Raw genomic sequence first — 18,169 nt, forward strand, 5'->3', positions numbered from 1 at the left:
GCCATGTCGTAGACGAAGACCTCGTTCCAGACCGTGGCGAGGCTGAAGGGTATGCCCTCGCCTTCCACAAAATGTTCGACGGGGACTGCATAAGGGCTGTTCCAGAAGGCATCGAAGCTGGCGGACACTTCCTTCGTCAGCGGGCCGGCGATGACGACGTCGAGGTCGAGGAAATAATGCGCCGCGTCGAGCGCGAAATAGGTGTCGTTCACATTGCGCCCGCCGACAATGGCGACCGTGTTGTCGACGGCGATGATCTTGTTGTGCATGCGCTGGTTGAGGCGGGGAAAGTCGATCAGCGCTTCGCCGTAGCGCAGGTAGCGCGGCCAGAAGGAGGTACGGAAGGCATTGTAGATGCGCACGTCGATATTGGGATGGTTCACGATCTGCTTGAGCGGCTCGGCGCTGCCGTCGACGAGATAGCCGTCGACCAGCGCGCGGACATGCACGCCCCGCTCCGCCGCGCGGAACAGCGCCTCGCTGATCGCGCGACCGCTGCCGTCGAAATCCCAGATGTAATATTGAAGGTCGATGGTGTGCGCCGCCGACTCGATGGCGAGAAGGCGCGTCTCATAAGCATCGAGCCCGCCTTCAAGAAAGAAGAAGCCGGAGTGCCCCTCCGCGGCTTCCTCCGGCGGCACCAACGCATGCCAGAGTGCCGTCTCTTCCGGCTCGGCCAGCGCAGCGCCGGGCGCCAGCGACGGGTCCTGCCGCACCGACGCACAGGCGCCGAGCAGCGGCAGCGAAAGCCCGAAAAGGACCGGCAGGAAGGCGAGGCGTTTCATCCATTTCCCCCCACGAACGTCCCGCGCTGCCCCGCGCGGTTCCCTTCACATAACGTCCAGGGCAGGGGATGGCTCCATGGCAGGCGGCCCCGGCCCTTCCATCCCTTGCCCCAATGACAGGCTGCAGGCAAACTGCCGGAAAGGACAGAAAATTCAGGGAGAATTCGCATCATGGCGCAGCATGACCTCGTGATCCGCGGCGGCACGATTGTGGACGGAACGGGCGCGAAGCCCTTTACCGGCGATGTGGCTATCGATGGCGGCACGATTTCGGCCGTGGGCAAGGTGGAGGGCAAGGGCAAGCGCGAGATCGACGCGAAGGGCCTTCTCGTGACGCCGGGCTTCGTCGACATCCACACCCATTACGACGCGCAGGCGACCTGGGACCCCTGGCTCACGCCCTCCTCGCAGCATGGCGTGACGACGGTGGTGATGGGCAATTGCGGCGTCGGCTTCGCGCCGGTGAAGCCGGAAGCGCGGAACGAGCTGATCGACCTCATGGAAGCGGTGGAGGACATTCCGGGCGCGGCGATGCATGAAGGCATCAAATGGGAATGGGAGAGCTTCCCGGAATTCCTCGACGCGCTGGACAAGCGCCGCTTCGCCGCCGATATCGGCACGCAGATGCCGCATTGCGCGCTGCGCGTCTATGTGATGGGCGCGCGCGGCATCGACAACGAAGCGGCGACGCCAGACGACATCGCGCAGATGCGCGACCTCACCTATGAGGCGATGAAGGCGGGCGCGCTCGGCTTCTCGACCTCGCGCACGGATTTGCACAACACGCTGAAGGGCGACCCCGTGCCCGGCACGCTGGCCGCGACCGACGAACTCTTCGGCATTGCGGATGCGCTGAAGGAACATGGGTCGGGCGTCTTCCAGATCGCGGCGACGCATCGCGAGATGGAACAGGAATTCGACTGGATGCTGCGGATGGCGAAGGAGACCGGCCGCATGGTCACCTTCCAGGTGCAGCAGATCGACGAGGCGCCGGACCTCTACAAGAAGATGCTCGGCCATCTCGACGAGGCGCGAGCCGAAGGCGTGACCAATATTCGCGGCCAGCATTCGGGGCGGCCGGTCGGCCTGCTCATGGGCTGGCAGACATCCGTGCATCCCTTCATCGGCTTCCCGGAATACCGGCCTTACGCGCAGATGCCTTTTGCAGAGCGGATCGAGAATCTGAAGGATCCGGAGGTGCGCGCCGAAATCACCGGCGGAAAAAACGTCGACAAGCTCGGCGCCTTCGGCACCTTCATCACGACGTCCTTCCACAAGATGTATCCGATGGGCGAGCACGAGAATTACGAGCCCGCGCCGGAGGATTCGATTGCCGCCGTCGCGAAGCGCGAAGGCAAGACGCCGGCCGAAGCCGCCTATGACGCGATGATGCTGAACGAGGGACAGGCAATGCTCTATTTCCCGCTGTTCGGCTATTCGACCAATGACTGCACGGCCATCGAAGAGGCCCTGCGCCACCCGCAGGCGGGGCTGAGCCTCGCCGATGGCGGCGCCCATGTCGGCGCGATCTGCGACGGCGGCACGCCGACCTTCATGCTGACGCATTGGGCGCGCGACCGCACACGGGGGCCGAAGCTCTCCATCGAGGAGATCATCCGTATCCAGACGAAGGACACGGCGGAACAATACGGGCTCTACGACCGGGGCGTGCTGAAGCCCGGCATGAAGGCCGATGTGAACGTGATCGATTTCGAGAACCTCACCTTCACGCATCCAGAAATGCGCTTCGACCTGCCGGCCGGCGGCCGCCGCCTCTGGCAGGGCGCGAAGGGATACCGCGCGACGGTGCTTTCCGGTGTCGTCGTGGCGGAGAATGACGAACCGACGGGCGAGTTGCCGGGGCGGCTCATTCGCGGGGTGCAGACGGCAGCCTAGCCGCCGGGACCACCCTCCCCCTGTGGGAGGGTCGAAATTTGCGAGCGCAGCGAAGGAAATTTCGGGGAGGGGGACGCCGCCATCGGCAAGGAGCGCGCTTTCCGTTTCCCCCGCTTACCCCTCCCCTAAAAATCCTTGCGGATTTTTAGACCCTCCCACAGGGGGAGGGTGGCAGCGAAGAGACTTTGGGCTTTTCCAGCGTTACGGTTTCCCGCGCCCGAGAAAGGCGGCCAGCGCGGCCCAGGGCTCGATGCTCCAGCTTCGCCGCGCGGCGCCGGAGGGGGACGAGAGCACGAAGACCTCCGGGAAGCCGGGGCGGCGCGGCTGATGGCCGTGGAGAATGCGGCCTGTCGGCACGCCCATCCAGACGCTCGCCGCCTTCTTCGACGTGAAGGCGACGGCGCGCGGGCGGCAGCGCAGGATTTCCCTCTCGAAACGCTCGACCTCGAACAGCGCCGGATCGATCTCGTGATCCATGCCGGAAGCGCGCTTCGCCATGTCGGTGAAGCCGATGCCGAGATGGATGAGTTCGGCATATTCATGCGGCTGGTAGAGGCGCGGCGTGATGCCCACCTCAAAGAGCGCCGGCCAGAAGCGGTTGCCGGGATGCGCGTAATAGGCGCCGACGGCGGCGGAGCGGCGCGACGGCGCCGTGCCGACAAAGACGACATCGAGGCCGGGCACGAGAACGTCCGGCAATTTCTCGCCGCGCGTGTTTCGCCGGAAGGTCATGCGTCAACCCGCTTGTACGGTGTTCGAGGCGGGAGCGGGATCAGTCATATTTCTCGAGACGTTGAGGCGGGATGGAGAAAGTCCGGACGATCCGCATTTGGCGATGAAACCTTTATCGTCCGCCCACGGACCCCGGCTTTCGCCGGGGTGACACTGTTTTTTGTGGGCAGTCATCAAACCAAGAATGTCACCCCCGGGCTTGACCCGGGGGTCCAGGGTGAGGGACGGAAGTGCCGGCGGTTTTTGCTGGCGCCAAGAGAGTTTTTTCCTGACGCCGCTAACGCGGCTCCTGGATTGCCGGCCTCCTTGATTATTAAGGAGGGCCCGGCAATGACAAAGGAGGGGACAAACAGAGTGTCGTCCCTACTCCGCCGCCTTGCCGCCAAGCGCCCTGTTCGACGCCTTCACCGCCGCGTCCGCTTCCTCGAGATAAATCTCGCCGCCGGAATTGCGGAACTCCGACGCCATTTCGGCCATGCCGCTTTCGGCATAGTCGCGGACTTCCTGCGTGATCTTCATCGAGCAGAATTTCGGGCCGCACATGGAGCAGAAATGGGCGACCTTGTGGGCTTCCTTCGGCAGTGTGCGGTCGTGGAATTCCTTGGCGCGTTCGGGGTCGAGCGCGAGGTTGAACTGGTCTTCCCAGCGGAATTCGAAACGCGCGCGGCTGAGCGCGTCGTCGCGAAGCTGCGCGGCGGGATGGCCCTTCGCGAGGTCGGCGGCATGCGCCGCGATCTTGTAGGTGATGACGCCTTCCTTCACGTCGGCGCGGTCCGGCAGGCCGAGATGTTCCTTGGGCGTGACGTAGCAGAGCATGGCGCAGCCGAACCAGCCGATCATCGCGGCGCCGATGCCTGACGTGATGTGGTCGTAGCCCGGCGCGATGTCGGTCGTCAGCGGCCCGAGCGTGTAGAAGGGCGCGCCGCCGCAATGCTTCAACTGCTTGTCCATGTTGACCTTGATCTTGTGCATCGGCACATGACCCGGCCCTTCGATCATGACCTGGCAGCCTTTCCTCCACGCGATCTGCGTGAGTTCGCCCAGCGTTTCGAGTTCGGCGAATTGCGCTTCGTCATTCGCATCCGCGATGGAGCCGGGGCGGAGCCCGTCGCCCAGCGAGAAGGAGACATCGTATTGGCGCATGATGTCGCAGATTTCCTCGAAATGCGTGTAGAGGAAACTCTCCTTGTGATGCGCGAGGCACCACTTCGCCATGATGGAACCGCCGCGCGACACAATGCCCGTGACGCGCTTCGCGGTGAGCGGGACATAGGCGAGGCGGACGCCCGCATGGATCGTGAAATAGTCGACGCCCTGCTCCGCCTGTTCGATCAGCGTGTCGCGGTAAACTTCCCAGGTGAGGTTCTCGGCAATGCCGTCGACTTTTTCCAGCGCCTGATAGATCGGCACCGTGCCGATGGGGACCGGCGAATTGCGCACGATCCATTCGCGCGTGTTGTGGATGTTGCGGCCGGTCGAGAGGTCCATGACATTGTCCGCGCCCCAGCGGATCGCCCAGACCATCTTGTCGACCTCTTCCGCGACCGACGAGGCGACGGCGGAATTGCCGATATTGGCGTTGATCTTCACGAGGAAATTGCGGCCGATGATCATCGGCTCGAGTTCCGGGTGATTGATGTTGGCCGGGATGATGGCGCGGCCGGCGGCGACTTCGGCCCGCACGAATTCCGGCGTGATGAATTCGGGCACGTCGGCGCCGAAGCTCTCGCCCTCGGCAATGCGGTGGGCTGCGTTCGCGGCGGCCTGCTTGCGGCCCATGTTCTCGCGTGTCGCGATATAGGCCATTTCGGCGGTGACGATGCCGGCCTTCGCGAACTCGTATTGCGTGACCGGATGACCCGGCAGGCCGCGGCGCGGACGGTTCGCGACGGGGAAGGCGCGCGCGAGATGTTTCTCGCCGACATTGCCATTGTCTTCCGGCTTCACGTCGCGGCCTTCGTAAAGTTCCGTGCCGCCGCGCGCTTCGAGCCAGGCCTCGCGGACGCGCGGCAGGCCCTGTTCGAGATCGATCCGCGCGGCCGGGTCCGTATAGGGCCCCGACGTGTCGTAGACGCGGACCGGCGGTTCCTTGGCGGAGGGGTGCAGCGCGATTTCGCGGAAAGGCACCTTCACATCGGGAAAGCCTTCCGGCGCGGTGAAGATTTTCGTGCTGGCGGGAAGCGGGCCCGTGGTGACGGTGAGGGCCTCATCCTTGCGGGGGGTGTGGACGTTCATGAATTACTCCTTGGCGCCTTTGAGCGCGACGGCGGCGACGAGGCCGGCAAGCGCCGTCGCGAAGGCGACGCCGATGATCGTGGTCAGGAAATCGAAGGGAATGTTGGTCGTGGCGGCGGCCGCCGCCGTCGGCTCGATGAGCTTGCCGAAGAAACTCGGATAGAGCATGCCGGCGGTGGCGCCCCAGGCGCCCGCGAAGGCGGCGCGGCGCGCGATCGTGTCTTTCGCCATCAGGAAGGCGGTGACGACAAGCGGAATACCGATGAAGAAATCGTCGGCGACGAAAAGGAAGGGCCGGCCCATGCCCCAGCTTCGGATCGTCTCGCCGATCATCAGCGAGGCACCGAGGAGCCCCGCAATCCAGCGCCAGTAGATCATCGCTCCGTCTCCATGAATGGCGGATCGCGACGGAAAAAGGGCGGGATGTGAAATGACAACAAGACTCCCGTCCCTTCGCCGGCATGACCCGGATCAGGTTCTAAGGGTGGTGGGCCCGCGTCAGGACCATCTCAGCCGGCTGCAGCCGGCCCCCCTCGGAATGGAGCGAGTGTGACTCCTCGCGCGTTTGAGGTAAAGGGTTAGCGGGGCCAAATCAGGGAGAGACGACATGGACAAGACAGCAGCGCTGACCGGGCTTCTGGGCATCGACCTGCCGATCCTGCTGGCGCCCATGGCGGGCGCCTCGACGCCGGAACTGGCGGCAGCCGTGTCGAATGCGGGCGGCCTCGGCGCGCTCGGCACGGCGATGATGAAGCTGGAACAGGTGCGCCAGGAGACGGCGACGCTGCGCCAGCTCACCAACCAGAGCTTCAACCTCAATTTTTTTGTCCATGACGAGCCGAAACTCGGCGGCTACGACGCGGGGCCCATGCAGCAGGCGCTGGCGCCCTTTTATTCGGAGCTTGGCCTCGGCGGCGTGCCCGCGCCTTCCGTGCCCGCGCCCGCCTTCAACGAGGAGATGCTGGCGCTGCTGCTGGAGCTCAGACCGCGCGTGGCGAGCTTCCATTTCGGCTTACCCGCGCCGGAGACCGTCGAGCGGCTGAAGGAAGCGGGCATGGCGGTGATCGGCAGCGCGACGACGGCCGCGGAAGCGCGCGCGCTCGAAAGCGGCGGCGCTGATGCCATCATTGCGCAGGGCCACGAGGCGGGCGGACATCGCGGCACGTTTCTCGATCATGTCGATCTCGGCACGGTGGGCACCATAGCGCTGGTGCCGCAGGTCGTGGACGCGGTGGATGTGCCGGTGATCGCGGCGGGCGGCATCGGCGACGCTCGGGGCATCGCCGCCGCCTTCATGCTGGGCGCGGCCGGCGTGCAGCTCGGCACGGCCTATCTCGCCTGCCCGGAAGCGAACGTGCATCCCGTTCACCGCAAGGCACTGGCGGAAGCCTCCGACCATTCGACGGTGGTGACGAAACTTTTCTCCGGCCGTCCGGCCCGCGCGATCCGCAACCGGCTGACGGAAGACCTGCATGCGCATGAGCGCCACGCGGCGCCCTTCCCAGCGCAACGGCCGATGGTGGCGCAACTAACGACCGCGAGCGCGAAGGCGAACCGCGCGGAGCTGATGCAGCTCTGGTCCGGACAGGCGGCGCGGCTGTCGAAGGCGGAACCGGCAGCGGAGAAGACCGTGCGGCTGATGAAAGAGGCGTATAGATTGATGGGGCGGTAGGACAAAGCAATGGGGGGAACGCCAATGACCGTCGAAATCGCAATGCTGTTCTGGGCCGCCGTGCTCGGGCTCGTGCAGGTGGGCGCGCAGAGCTTCGCCTACAAGGCCCAGGAGGGGAACGCCTATACCGTCGGCGCACGGGACGAGCACCGGCCTGCGACAGGCCTTGCGGGCCGCATGGAGCGCGCGCTCCGCAACTTCCTCGAAACCTTCCCGATTTTCGCGGCCGTGATCCTCGCCGTCTATGCAACCGAACGCTCGAACCAGTGGAGCGAGATCGGCGCGCAGGTCTATTTCTGGGGCCGGCTCGCCTACCTTCCGGCCTATGCCATCGGCCTGCCCTGGGTGCGGACGGTCATCTGGCAGATCGCCACCATCGGCATCGTGCTTTGCATGGTGCCGCTGTTCGACCGGGCGCTGCTGACCGTGCTGATGGAATAGTTCACCCGCCCGAAGGGGCGGCGGCGTGAGCGAGGTGTGATTCGTTTCCGTCCACGGATGAAGTTCCGGGGTGCGCGGAGCCCCGAATCGGGCCTAATCTCAATTCCGGTGGCAACCACTGGGGAGGAAAACCCATGACTATGGAACTCTGGTCGCTCGTCTGGGGCGGCGTACTTCTTTTCATACTGATCGCGCTTTCGGCCAATGCCAACGTCTCGGCGATGGGCATGGGCTGGGGCATCGGCAATCGCGACGTGCCGGCAACGACGACAGGCTGGGGCGCACGCGCGCGCCGCGCCTATCTCAACCATCTCGAAAACCTGCTGATCTACGCCGCGATCGCGATACCGGCGCATCTCGCCGGCGTGAGCACGGAACTGAGCATCCTCGGCGCGCAGATTTTCATCATCGCGCGCATCCTCTACGCGATCGTCTATGTGGCCGGGCTGACGGTGGCGGGCATCCGCACCATCTGCTGGCTCGGCGGCGTAATCGGCTACGCGCTGATCTTCGTCGCGTTGCTGCAGAACACCTGACAGAACGTACACGGATAAAAGAAGGGCGCCGGTGGAAACACCGGCGCTTTCTTATTCTGCCAGCACCTTGAGATCGATCTTGCCGTCAAGTTCGATCAACCGCATCCGCATTGCGGTCCTGCTCGGCCAGCTCCCCAAGGCGCGCATATAAGCCACCCGGAAATCACTATCATTCGTGTAGGCAAGTGCGTGACCCGTTTTAGTCTTTACCACGTTGTGCGGTATATCCGGAATTTCCTTGTCCGGCGCATGCTCGCCACTACGAAATGCCAGCTCGCGCAGAACTTCATGGATATGCCCGAAAGAACCGGACGAACGAAACTTCGCATACTGATCACGGGAAATCGTCACATACCCTCCGCGCCTGAGGGAGCCACCATCTGTGGAAACATAGACGCTGCGCGGCATTCCCTGCTTGTTCTTGCCTGCGGGAAGCAGCGCAATGCCTTCCGGGACGCGAGAACTCGGCATGAGAAACGGCGACGCAAGCGCGCCCTTCTGCTCTGCCGATGAGAGACCGAGATGCGGGATCGCTTTCACATAATCGTCGAGCGCAGCTTCCAGAAGCGGCGTATGGCGATAGATCATGTGACTCTCGATGGCGTCGCCATGCACCTTTCCGAGTTCGAATACGCTCGCGGCCGGCCGGGCACCCGCAAGCTTTGCGACATCGCCGAAGGTCGTCAGGATCGAGATATCATGTGCATCGAGCAGCAGGTGGCTGTAGACCGCGCCGACAAGCGGGATGAGCGTTACGCCACCTCCCTCGGCCGGCGGCGACCAGCCGACAACGCAGCCGAGAGGCGCGCCCATACGATCCCGCCGCCGCTTGAGGGCAATACAAACAAGCGCGCCAAGCGAATGGCCGGTGAGGTCGGTGATGGCGGCAATGTCGTCCGGCTTGACGCCGCGCTTCGGCGCTTCCTCGAGGGTAAAATCTGCAAGAAATCCCTCAACCGCATCGATCTGACGCAACAGGGCACCGCGCGGATTGGCAGACGGATCGAAGAAGTTATCGAAATTGGCAAGAATATCGTGCCAGGACTCACCCTTGCTGCCGCCCGACATCGCCGTACCGTCGACGCAAAGAACATATCGTCCCGTGAGGCGGTCGCGCACAATGCACATATCGGCACCGGTCGGATTGCCCTGCGTGCCACTTCTTCGGGTGGCGAGGATCGGTCCGTAGCGCTGCTGAAGAATTCCGGCTGCACGGTTGCCCCAAAGGGCGTTGCGCTTGAGATCTTTCGGCACACGGCGGACGAGTTCATCCATCACCCACCCGGCCGCCCCGGACCCGTCACCGAAGTCGCCTTTGGCAAGGCCGTTCGAGTAGACGATTTCCGACAGCAGCGCCTTGTCGCGCGCCTCAATGAGATTGAGCGGCTTTGCCATGTCTCCCTCCCCGGTCTTCCCGACCGGATTAAGACTAGCAGAGGAAAACCGTCCGGGTAAGGAGTTAGTGACGAGACATGAAACTCAATCCTCGAACGGATCCTTCATCAGGATCGTGTCGTCGCGTTCGGGCGAGGTGGAGAGGAGCGCGACGGGGGCTTCGATCAGTTCTTCCACGTAGCGCACGTATTTGACGGCCGCCGCGGGGAGTTGCGCCCATGAGCGCGCGCCCTGGGTGCTGTCCTTCCAGCCTTCAAGCGTTTCATAGATCGGCCTGACCTTCGCCTGCGCGTCCATGCCGGCGGGCAGATGATCGACCAGCTTGCCGTCGATCTCGTAGGCCGTGCAGACCTTGATCTCGTCGAAGCCGTCCAGCACGTCGAGCTTCGTCAGCGCGATGCCGGTGATGCCGCCGGTCTTGATCGCCTGCCGGACCATGACGGCGTCGAACCAGCCGCAGCGGCGCTTGCGCCCCGTGACGGTGCCGAACTCGTGGCCGCGCTCGCCGAGGCGCTGGCCGACTTCATCCGTAAGCTCGGTCGGGAACGGGCCTTCGCCGACACGCGTCGTATAGGCCTTGGTGATGCCGAGCACGAAACCGATGGCGCCCGGACCGACGCCGGAACCGCCCGCCGCCTGCCCCGCCACCGTGTTCGACGAGGTGACGAAGGGATAGGTGCCGTGATCGACGTCGAGCATGGTGCCCTGCGCGCCCTCGAAGAGAATGCGCTGGCCCTTGCGCTTCGCCTCGTCGAGCACGTTCCAGACGGGGGCGACGAAAGGCAGCACGCGCGGCGCGATCTCCTTCAGCGCCTCGACGATGGGACCGACTTCGAGTTCCTCGAGATTGTTGCCGCGGCGGAGCGCGTTGTGATGCGCGAGCAGGCCCTCGACCTTGATGGCGAGCGTCTTCGGATCGGCGAGGTCGATGACGCGGATGGCGCGGCGGCCGGCCTTGTCTTCGTAAGCAGGGCCGATGCCGCGCTTGGTCGTACCGATCTTCACGCCGGAATTCGCGCCTTCGCGCATCTCGTCCAGTTCGCGGTGAACGGGAAGGATGAGGACGGCGTTTTCCGCGATCTTGAGATTGTCCGGCGTGACGGTGACGCCCTTGGAGGCGATCTCATCCACTTCCTTCGCGAAGGCCCAGGGATCGAGCACCACGCCATTGCCGAGGATCGACAGCTTGCCCTTGCGGACGATGCCGGAGGGCAGCAGCGACAGCTTGTAGGTGACGCCGTCGATGACGAGCGTATGGCCCGCATTGTGACCGCCCTGGAAGCGCACCACGACATCGGCGCGCTCAGAGAGCCAATCCACGATCTTGCCCTTGCCCTCGTCTCCCCACTGGGAGCCGACTACCGCCACATTTGCCATATGATTCAAAGCCTTAGGAAGTGGATGCCCGCCCTGGCCCGCGCCTCACGCGAACCCCCAGACAAGCCGAAAGCCCCCTTGGCCTTTTGGGCCGGGGGCTTTGGCATTGTCTATCCGATCGGGAGGCCGATGGGAAGGGGTTTGGGGCCACTTCCGCCTTGTTGGCGGGGCGGATATGGCGGAATCTCACAAGAATGACGGGGCGGCCTGCGCACCATCCGGATAGCGCGACAGAAGGAGCATTCCCATGAGCTGGCTACCCGACAAGGAACCGGAACCTGGCGACCGCAAATCCTGCGAGGCGCTGGAACTCGCGATCGTGCCGAGAGCGCGCGATATCGGCAGCTTCGGCCAGAGCTTCGAGGTCCGGCGCGCGCTGCCGCATGGCAAGCGGCAAATGGTGGGGCCTTTCATCTTCTTCGACCAGATGGGCCCGGCGATACAGGCGCCCGGACAAGGCATGGATGTGCGGCCGCATCCGCATATCGGCCTCGCGACCGTCACCTATCTCTTCGACGGCGCGATCATGCATCGCGACAGCGAGGGCAATGCGCTGGAAATCCTGCCCGGCGCGATGAACCTGATGACGGCGGGACGCGGCATCGCGCATTCGGAGCGCTCGCCGGACGCGCAGCGTGCGAGTGGCCAGCGCATTTCCGGCATCCAGAGCTGGGTGGCGTTGCCGAAGGCGCTGGAGGAGACGGCACCGGGTTTCGAGCATTACAGCGCCGACAGCCTGCCCGTCGTGAGCGATCATGGCGTGACCGCGCGCGTGATCGCAGGCGACGTGTTCGGCAAACGCTCGCCGGTAAAGACGCTCTCCGACTGGTTCTATGCCGATGTGTCGCTGGAGGCAGGCAAGAGCGTGCCGCTCGACAGCGATTATGAAGAACGCGCGGTCTATGTGGCCGAAGGCGCGGTGACGATCGCGGGCGAGACCTTCGAAGCGTCGCAGATGCTGATTTTCCGCCCCGGCGACAGGATTACCGTGACGGCGGCGAAGCCCTCGCGCATCATGCTGCTCGGCGGCGCGGCCATGGAAGGTTCGCGCTATATCTGGTGGAACTTCGTCTCGTCGAGCCGCGAACGGCTGGAGCAGGCGAAGGAAGACTGGGCGCAGGGCCGCTTCAAGCCGGTGCCCGGCGAAACGGAATTCATTCCCCTGCCCGAGCGTTGAGGAAAAGCATGGCGACGAGCGTACATCTGACAAGCACATCCGGCGTCTTCCAGGAAATGGAAGCGCGGCAGCACAAGATGACGGCTGACGAGCCCACGAACAATCACGGCACCGACAAGGGCCCGGCGCCTTACGAGCTGCTGCTGGCATCGCTTGCCGCCTGTTCGTCGGCAACGCTGCGCATGTATGCCGACCGCAAGGGCTTCGCGCTCGGCACGATCACGGCCGACCTGAAATTCAAGCGCGACGCTGACGGAAACGAGAGCATCGATCGCGTCATCTCGTTCAGCGAGACGCCGACGGAAGAGCAGATGGAACGGATCAGGGATATAATCGAAAAAACGCCGGTGACAAAGACGCTGAAACGCGGCACACCGATCGCGACGCGCTTTCTCTGACAGGCAGGAAATCTTGAAACAATTGAAATCAGTCCGCGCGGCAATGCTGATGGCCGCGATATTCGCCGTCGCGTTTCATCATGCACCCGCCATGGCGCAACCGACGCCGGAAGTGGAAGCGCTCGCCGCCAGGATCAAGGCGGATCAATACAGGACCATCATCAATTGCGAGGGCTGCAACCTTGCGGGCGCGAATTTCGACGGGCAGTTCCTGCGCCTCGCCGCCCTGCAGGGGGCGGATATGCGGGGCGCGAGCTTTCGCGGCGCCGACATGACGGGCGTTCATTTCAATCGCGCGAAGCTCGACGGCGCCAGTTTCGCGGGCGCCAACATGGCGGGCGCGGTGCTGCTCGGCGCGAGCCTGCGCGGCGCGGACCTTTCCGATGCGCGGCTCGACGCGGTGCGCGTGCATGACGCCGATTTCACCGGCGCGAACCTTCAACGCGCCAATCTGCGCATGCTCGAATATGTGCATCGCCTGACATTTGCGGGCGCTGACGCGCGCGGCGCCATCTTCCGTCACTCTTATCTCGCTCGGGTGAATTTCACCGGGACGGACCTCAGGGGCGCGGACTTCACCCGCGCCAAGGGCCTCACCGACAAACAGCTCTCCCTCGCCTGCGGCGACGAAACGACGATATTGCCGCCGGACCTGACCATTCCGCGATGCGCGAATTGAAGCCAGGTCAGGCCGCGAGCGGAAAGGCGGCGCAGCGAAGGCCGGACGGCACGTCGGCGGCGACGAAATAGCTGGCGCCGCGCAGTATCTTGTTCACGGCTCCCGTCTCGTCGACCAGCGGCATTTCCACCGCCTCCATGCCAAGCCAGTTGCGCGTGTGCCAATCGAGACGCGTGAGCCGCCTGTAGGGCCGCATCTCCTCGACGATCACGCGAAGCCCGTCGAAAATCTGTGGAGCGGCCTCGCCATAGAGCTCGGCATCGACCCAATGCCCGGTGGCGTCGCGACCGAGCTTGTCGACGATCTCGGTGCCGATGAGACGGTGCCGAAAGCCTAACGGCTCGTGGCACACGTCCAGCAGGTTCAGGATCGGGAGAAAGTGTTTGATTTCGGCCGGATCGAGATCGGCCCGCATGGGTGCCGGCCGGTCGGCTTTTTTCTTCAGCCAGTAAGCGTAAAGCCGCTCCAGACGCGGGTCGCGAAAACCCGTACTTCCCAAGTGCATCTGTGCCCCCCGGCATTACCTGGTACTTTTACTGAGAGAAGTGTCACTTCGCGATAGTTAAGGGAGAGTTACCGGCCGTCGCGGCTGGAAACCGGAGCGTTTCAGGCAGATCATGACCGCCAAGCTCCGGCGGCGGAGATGTGAGCTTTGGGGGAAAATCAATGAGCGAGAAAGCCGACGATCTGGCACGCCGCATTCAGGCGCTTCAGCTCGAACTCGAAGCGGAGGTCGCCCGGCAAAGCGCGGCGCTGCGCTACGGGCTCGAACATGGACGCGCCGTCTTCGAGGAAGAAATACTGCGCCGGCACCGCGAATTGCAGACGCGGCTTTCGAGCTACATCCTCCATGCGAAGCCGCTCGTCGTGCTGACGGCGCCGGTCATCTATTCGCTGATCGTGCCGCTGGTACTGCTCGACATCTGCGTCAGCATCTATCAAGCGGTGTGCTTTCCGGCCTATGGCATCGAGAAGGTGAAGCGGAGTGACTATCTCATTTTCGACCGCGGCCACCTCGCCTATCTCAATGCGCTGGAAAAACTGAACTGCGCCTATTGCTCCTATGCGAACGGCTTGCTCGCCTATGTGCGGGAGATCGCCGGACGGACGGAAGCCTATTGGTGCCCGATCAAGCACGCGAAGAAAGCCATCGGCGCGCATGAGCACTATATGGGGTTCGCCGCATTCGGCGATGCGGATGCCTATCGCCGGAAGATCGCCGCGCTGGACGAGACCGCACAAAAAAACTAGGCGGCGATGGGCCAGCTCATGCGGCGCGCGACGCCCCAATCGGCGCCGACGGTGAAATGGCTCGCGCCGCGCAGGATCATGTTGACCCTGCCATCCTCGTCGAGGAGGGGCATTTCGAGCGACTCCATGGCAAGCCAGGGACGGTCGTGCCAATCGAGACGCGCGAGGCGGCGGTAGGGACGTATCTCCCAGGCGACGGCCGCGAGACCGTCGAAAACCTCGGTGGTGGCGGGACCGTAAAGCGTCTCGTCCACCCATTTTCCGGTGACGTCCCGCCCCACGCGATCGACGATCTCCGCGCCGACAAGCCGGTGACAGAAGCCGAGCGGGTCCTGGTGAACATCTATGAGGTGAACGATGGGGATCAGGGGACCGAGTTCCATCGGTCTGATGTTACGGCGCGCCGGCGCCTGACGGTTTCCCCTCTTGCCGCGCCAGTAGTCGAGGAGGCGCGCGAGGCGCGTGTCCCTGAACAGGTCTTCCATATCGCCACCCCCCCGAAACGCCACCACACCCAAGGCCCGCCTCAACTCAGAGGCCAGCAAGGTCTTAGCGCGACGGAAGGAAAGGCGCAATAAAGCGGCGGACCCGAAGGCCCGCCGCTCAATTGCCACCCAAAGCCGTCAGAAGCTCAGCGACTTCACCTGCACCACATGCGGCAGGGCCTGGATTTCGGCGAGGACGGCCGGCGTCACATCCGCATCGACCTCGATGAGGCAGATGGCGTCGCCGCCGGCTTTCTCGCGGCCGAGATTGAAGTTCGCGATATTGATCGAGTTCTTACCGAGGATCGAGCCGAGCGCGCCGATAAAGCCGGGCTTGTCCTGGTTCGTCACATAGAGCATGTGCGGCCCGAGCGCCGCTTCCATGTTGACTCCCTTGATCTGGATGAGGCGCGGCTTGCCGCCCGAGAATACGGTGCCCGCGACCGAACGCTCCTGGCGCTCCGTCTTCACGACGAGGCGGATATAGGTTTCGTAGGCGCCCTGCTGCTCGCGCTTCACTTCCGAGACCTTGATGTTGCGCTCTTTCGCGATCACCGGCGCCGACACCATGTTGACGTCCTCGAGCTGCGGCTTGAGGAGGCCGGTAAGGGCGGCATTGGTCAGCACGCGCGTATTCATCTCCGCGACATCGCCCGCATATTCGACGGTAACCTCGGAAATGCCGCTCTCCGTGAGCTGACCCGCGAAGGAGCCGAGCTGCTGCGCGAGCGTGAGGAACGGCGTGAGCTTCGGCGCTTCTTCCGCCGAGACGGCCGGCACGTTGATCGAGTTGGTGATGGCGCCGTTGAGGAGATAGTCGGCCATCTGCTCGGCGACCTGCAGCGCAACATTTTCCTGCGCCTCGTTGGTCGAGGCGCCGAGATGCGGTGTGCAGATGATCTGCTCCATGCCGAAGAGCGGGTTCGACTTCGCGGGCTCCTCCTCGAACACGTCGAGCGCGGCACCGGCAACATGGCCGCTTTCGATGGCCGCCTTAAGGTCCGCTTCGACAATGAGGCCGCCACGCGCGCAATTGATGATGCGGACGCCCTTCTTGCACTTCGCGAGGCTTTCCGCATTGAGGATGTTGCGCGTCTTGTCGGTGAGCGGCGTGTGGAGCGTGATGAAGTCGGCACGCTTCAGAAGCTCTTCAAGCTCGACCTTCTCGACGCCCATGTCCTGCGCGCGTTCCGGCGTGAGGAAGGGATCGAAGGCGATGACCTTCATGCGAAGGCCGAGCGCGCGGTCGGCGACGATGGAACCGATATTGCCGCAGCCGATGATGCCGAGCACCTTGGCCGTCACTTCGACGCCCATGAATTTCGACTTTTCCCACTTGCCCGCATGGGTCGACGCATTCGCCTGCGGAATGTCGCGGGCGAGCGCGAACATCATCGCAATGGCATGTTCGGCGGTCGTGATCGAGTTGCCGAAAGGCGTGTTCATGACGATGACGCCGGCGGCGGTGGCGGCCGGGAGATCGACATTGTCGACGCCGATGCCGGCGCGGCCGACGACCTTGAGCTTCTTCGCGGCGGCGAGAACCGGCGGCGTGACCTTGGTCGCCGAGCGGATGGCGAGACCGTCGTAATCGCCGATGATCTTGATGAGTTCGTCGCGGTCGAGGCCGGTCTTCACATCGACTTCAAGGCCGCGATCCTTGAAGATCTGTACGGCGGCGGGGGAAAGCTGATCGGAAATCAGAACCTTGGGCATGGGAGCCTCCTGGTTGAACGGATACCTGACCCGCAAGCGATGCTTGCCGGGTCAGGATCGAAAGGAATGGATTTAAGCCGCTGCCTTGAGCGAGGAGAGCGCTTCCGCGAAGGCCCAGTCGAGCCACGGCATCAGCGCGCGCATGTCGGTCGTCTCGACCGTCGCGCCCGCCCAGATGCGCAGGCCGGCCGGGGCATCGCGGTAGCCTGCGATGTCGTTGGCGACGCCTTCCTTGTCGAGAAGATCGGCGATCTTCTTGGCAAAGGCGACCTGCTCGTCGTCGCTGAGCGCGGTGACGCGCGGATCGACGATCTTGAGGCAGACGGAAGTGTTGGAGCGCGTCTCGACCTTGTCGGCGAGAAACTCCACCCAGGCCGTGCGACCGACCCATTCGGCGATGACGGCGGCATTCGCATCCGCACGGCCGATGAGCGACTTGAGGCCGCCGATCGACTCCGCCCAGCCGAGCGCATCGAGATAATCCTCGACACAGATCATGGAAGGCGTGTTGATCGTCTCGCCCTTGAAGATGCCATCGATGAGCTTGCCGCCCTTCGTCATGCGGAAGATTTTCGGCATCGGCCAGGCGGGCGTATAGCTTTCGAGGCGTTCGACGGCGCGGGGGCTGAGGATCAGCATGCCATGCGCGGCCTCGCCGCCCAGCACCTTCTGCCAGGAATAGGTGACGACATCGAGCTTCGACCACGACAGGTCCTGCGCGAAGGCGGCGGATGTCGCATCGCAGATCGTGAGGCCCTTGCGGTCGGCCGGTATCCAGTCGCCGTTCGGAACGCGGACGCCGGAGGTCGTGCCGTTCCATGTGAAGACGACGTCGTTGTCGAAATTGACTTCCGCAAGATCGGGCAGCTTGCCGTAATCGGCTTTGAGCGTGCGCGCATCTTTCAGCTTGAGCTGTTTCAGGACGTCGGAGACCCAGCCTTCGCCAAAGCTTTCCCAAGCGAGGAGGTCGACGCCGCGGGCGCCCAGAAGCGACCAGAGCGCCATTTCGACGGCACCCGTGTCGGAAGCGGGAACGATGCCGATCTTGTAGTCGGCGGGCACACCGAGGACGCTGCGCGTGCGCTCGATGGCATCGACGAGACGCGCCTTGCCCGGTTTGGACCGGTGGCTGCGCCCGACAAGGGCATGTTCGAGATTTTTGATGGACCAGCCGGGGCGCTTGGCGCAGGGGCCGGAAGAGAAGTGCGGATTAGCCGGACGCACGACCGGACGTTCGATAGTCATTTGCAACCTATCCTCTCAGATAGCTGCCCCTCGGTGGGGAGGGGTGTCCCGCCGACGCGTATATGCCCAGCCGTTCTCCAAGTCAAATGACGCCATCGCGACGGAAAAGCACATGCCGCTGGAACCCGCGGAGTTCTGCGGAATTGTTA

The 18,169-nt window shown here is 64.0% G+C and carries 18 protein-coding genes and 1 riboswitch; of the genes, 8 read left to right on the forward strand and 10 right to left on the reverse strand.

What is annotated here, in order from left to right; translation table 11 throughout:
* Window positions 1-785 (reverse strand): phospholipase D-like domain-containing protein (locus tag Q8S60_RS08430; RefSeq protein ID WP_305668479.1); only part of this gene is annotated, 785 nt, incomplete at its 3' end.
* Window positions 786-956: 171 nt separating this feature from the next.
* On the opposite strand from Q8S60_RS08430, the gene Q8S60_RS08435 reads away from it, so the two are divergent.
* Window positions 957-2,681 carry an amidohydrolase family protein gene (locus tag Q8S60_RS08435; protein WP_370869326.1) on the forward strand — a complete coding sequence of 575 codons (1,725 nt, stop codon included), beginning with the start codon at window positions 957-959 and terminating at the stop codon, window positions 2,679-2,681.
* A gap of 201 nt (window positions 2,682-2,882) precedes the next feature.
* Here the strand turns inward: Q8S60_RS08435 and Q8S60_RS08440 are convergent, their stop codons facing one another.
* The 3 genes from Q8S60_RS08440 to Q8S60_RS08450 all read right to left on the reverse strand — a co-directional run bounded on the left by Q8S60_RS08440 (window position 2,883) and on the right by Q8S60_RS08450 (window position 6,026).
* A complete protein-coding gene (locus Q8S60_RS08440; protein WP_305326062.1) occupies window positions 2,883-3,413 on the reverse strand; it encodes a mismatch-specific DNA-glycosylase in 531 nt (176 codons plus the stop codon).
* A 363-nt stretch (window positions 3,414-3,776) separates the two neighbouring features.
* Entirely contained in the window at window positions 3,777-5,648 is a 1,872-nt protein-coding gene (gene thiC / locus Q8S60_RS08445) for a phosphomethylpyrimidine synthase ThiC (protein ID WP_305326063.1), read from the reverse strand.
* Between the two features lie 3 nt (window positions 5,649-5,651).
* Complete coding sequence (locus Q8S60_RS08450; protein ID WP_305326064.1) at window positions 5,652-6,026, reverse strand: hypothetical protein; 375 nt, start codon at window positions 6,024-6,026, stop codon at window positions 5,652-5,654.
* Between the two features lie 53 nt (window positions 6,027-6,079).
* Window positions 6,080-6,192: riboswitch (TPP riboswitch) on the reverse strand.
* Window positions 6,193-6,255: 63 nt separating this feature from the next.
* On the opposite strand from Q8S60_RS08450, the gene Q8S60_RS08455 reads away from it, so the two are divergent.
* The 3 genes from Q8S60_RS08455 (at window position 6,256) to Q8S60_RS08465 (ending at window position 8,297) form a co-directional block, all read left to right on the forward strand.
* Window positions 6,256-7,320: a nitronate monooxygenase family protein gene (locus tag Q8S60_RS08455; RefSeq protein ID WP_305326065.1), complete on the forward strand. Its 1,065-nt coding sequence runs from the start codon at window positions 6,256-6,258 to the stop codon at window positions 7,318-7,320.
* Between the two features lie 24 nt (window positions 7,321-7,344).
* The gene (locus Q8S60_RS08460; protein ID WP_305326066.1) at window positions 7,345-7,761 is read left to right on the forward strand and encodes an MAPEG family protein; all 417 of its coding nucleotides are present in this window, start codon (window positions 7,345-7,347) and stop codon (window positions 7,759-7,761) included.
* A 134-nt stretch (window positions 7,762-7,895) separates the two neighbouring features.
* The gene (locus Q8S60_RS08465; protein ID WP_305326067.1) at window positions 7,896-8,297 is read left to right on the forward strand and encodes an MAPEG family protein; all 402 of its coding nucleotides are present in this window, start codon (window positions 7,896-7,898) and stop codon (window positions 8,295-8,297) included.
* Between the two features lie 51 nt (window positions 8,298-8,348).
* On the opposite strand, the gene Q8S60_RS08470 is transcribed toward Q8S60_RS08465, so the two are convergent.
* Together Q8S60_RS08470 and Q8S60_RS08475 are read right to left on the reverse strand one after the other, a co-directional pair.
* A complete protein-coding gene (locus Q8S60_RS08470; protein ID WP_305326068.1) occupies window positions 8,349-9,692 on the reverse strand; it encodes a hypothetical protein in 1,344 nt (447 codons plus the stop codon).
* Window positions 9,693-9,776: 84 nt separating this feature from the next.
* Complete coding sequence (locus Q8S60_RS08475; protein ID WP_305326069.1) at window positions 9,777-11,069, reverse strand: adenylosuccinate synthase; 1,293 nt, start codon at window positions 11,067-11,069, stop codon at window positions 9,777-9,779.
* Between the two features lie 247 nt (window positions 11,070-11,316).
* Between Q8S60_RS08475 and Q8S60_RS08480 the strand changes: the two genes are divergently transcribed.
* Genes Q8S60_RS08480 through Q8S60_RS08490 form a run of 3 tightly spaced genes read left to right on the forward strand, consistent with a single transcriptional unit; the run spans window position 11,317 to window position 13,323 of the window.
* Window positions 11,317-12,246 (forward strand): pirin family protein, encoded by a 930-nt coding sequence (locus tag Q8S60_RS08480; RefSeq protein WP_305326070.1) that lies wholly within the window; start codon window positions 11,317-11,319, stop codon window positions 12,244-12,246.
* Window positions 12,247-12,254: 8 nt separating this feature from the next.
* A complete protein-coding gene (locus tag Q8S60_RS08485) occupies window positions 12,255-12,644 on the forward strand; it encodes an OsmC family protein (protein WP_305326071.1) in 390 nt (129 codons plus the stop codon).
* Between the two features lie 13 nt (window positions 12,645-12,657).
* Window positions 12,658-13,323 (forward strand): pentapeptide repeat-containing protein, encoded by a 666-nt coding sequence (locus Q8S60_RS08490; protein ID WP_305668480.1) that lies wholly within the window; start codon window positions 12,658-12,660, stop codon window positions 13,321-13,323.
* A gap of 7 nt (window positions 13,324-13,330) precedes the next feature.
* Here Q8S60_RS08490 and Q8S60_RS08495 read toward each other — a convergent pair whose 3' ends face one another.
* Window positions 13,331-13,828, reverse strand: a complete 498-nt coding sequence (locus Q8S60_RS08495) for a PAS domain-containing protein (protein ID WP_305326073.1) — start codon at window positions 13,826-13,828, stop codon at window positions 13,331-13,333.
* A 161-nt stretch (window positions 13,829-13,989) separates the two neighbouring features.
* Between Q8S60_RS08495 and Q8S60_RS08500 the strand changes: the two genes are divergently transcribed.
* Window positions 13,990-14,574 carry a hypothetical protein gene (locus Q8S60_RS08500; RefSeq protein ID WP_305326074.1) on the forward strand — a complete coding sequence of 195 codons (585 nt, stop codon included), beginning with the start codon at window positions 13,990-13,992 and terminating at the stop codon, window positions 14,572-14,574.
* Here Q8S60_RS08500 and Q8S60_RS08505 read toward each other — a convergent pair.
* From Q8S60_RS08505 to Q8S60_RS08515, 3 genes are all read right to left on the reverse strand, one after another.
* The gene (locus Q8S60_RS08505) at window positions 14,571-15,059 is read right to left on the reverse strand and encodes a PAS domain-containing protein (RefSeq protein ID WP_305326075.1); all 489 of its coding nucleotides are present in this window, start codon (window positions 15,057-15,059) and stop codon (window positions 14,571-14,573) included. The genes Q8S60_RS08500 and Q8S60_RS08505 overlap by 4 nt on opposite strands.
* A gap of 138 nt (window positions 15,060-15,197) precedes the next feature.
* Entirely contained in the window at window positions 15,198-16,775 is a 1,578-nt protein-coding gene (gene serA, locus Q8S60_RS08510; RefSeq protein WP_305326076.1) for a phosphoglycerate dehydrogenase, read from the reverse strand.
* Between the two features lie 72 nt (window positions 16,776-16,847).
* Window positions 16,848-18,020, reverse strand: coding sequence for a phosphoserine transaminase (locus tag Q8S60_RS08515; protein ID WP_305326077.1), 1,173 nt, complete (start codon window positions 18,018-18,020; stop codon window positions 16,848-16,850).
* Window positions 18,021-18,169: the final 149 nt, after the last annotated feature.

It is taken from the genome of Parvibaculum sp., assembly GCF_030694575.1.
Taxonomy (GTDB): Bacteria; Pseudomonadota; Alphaproteobacteria; order Parvibaculales; family Parvibaculaceae; genus Parvibaculum.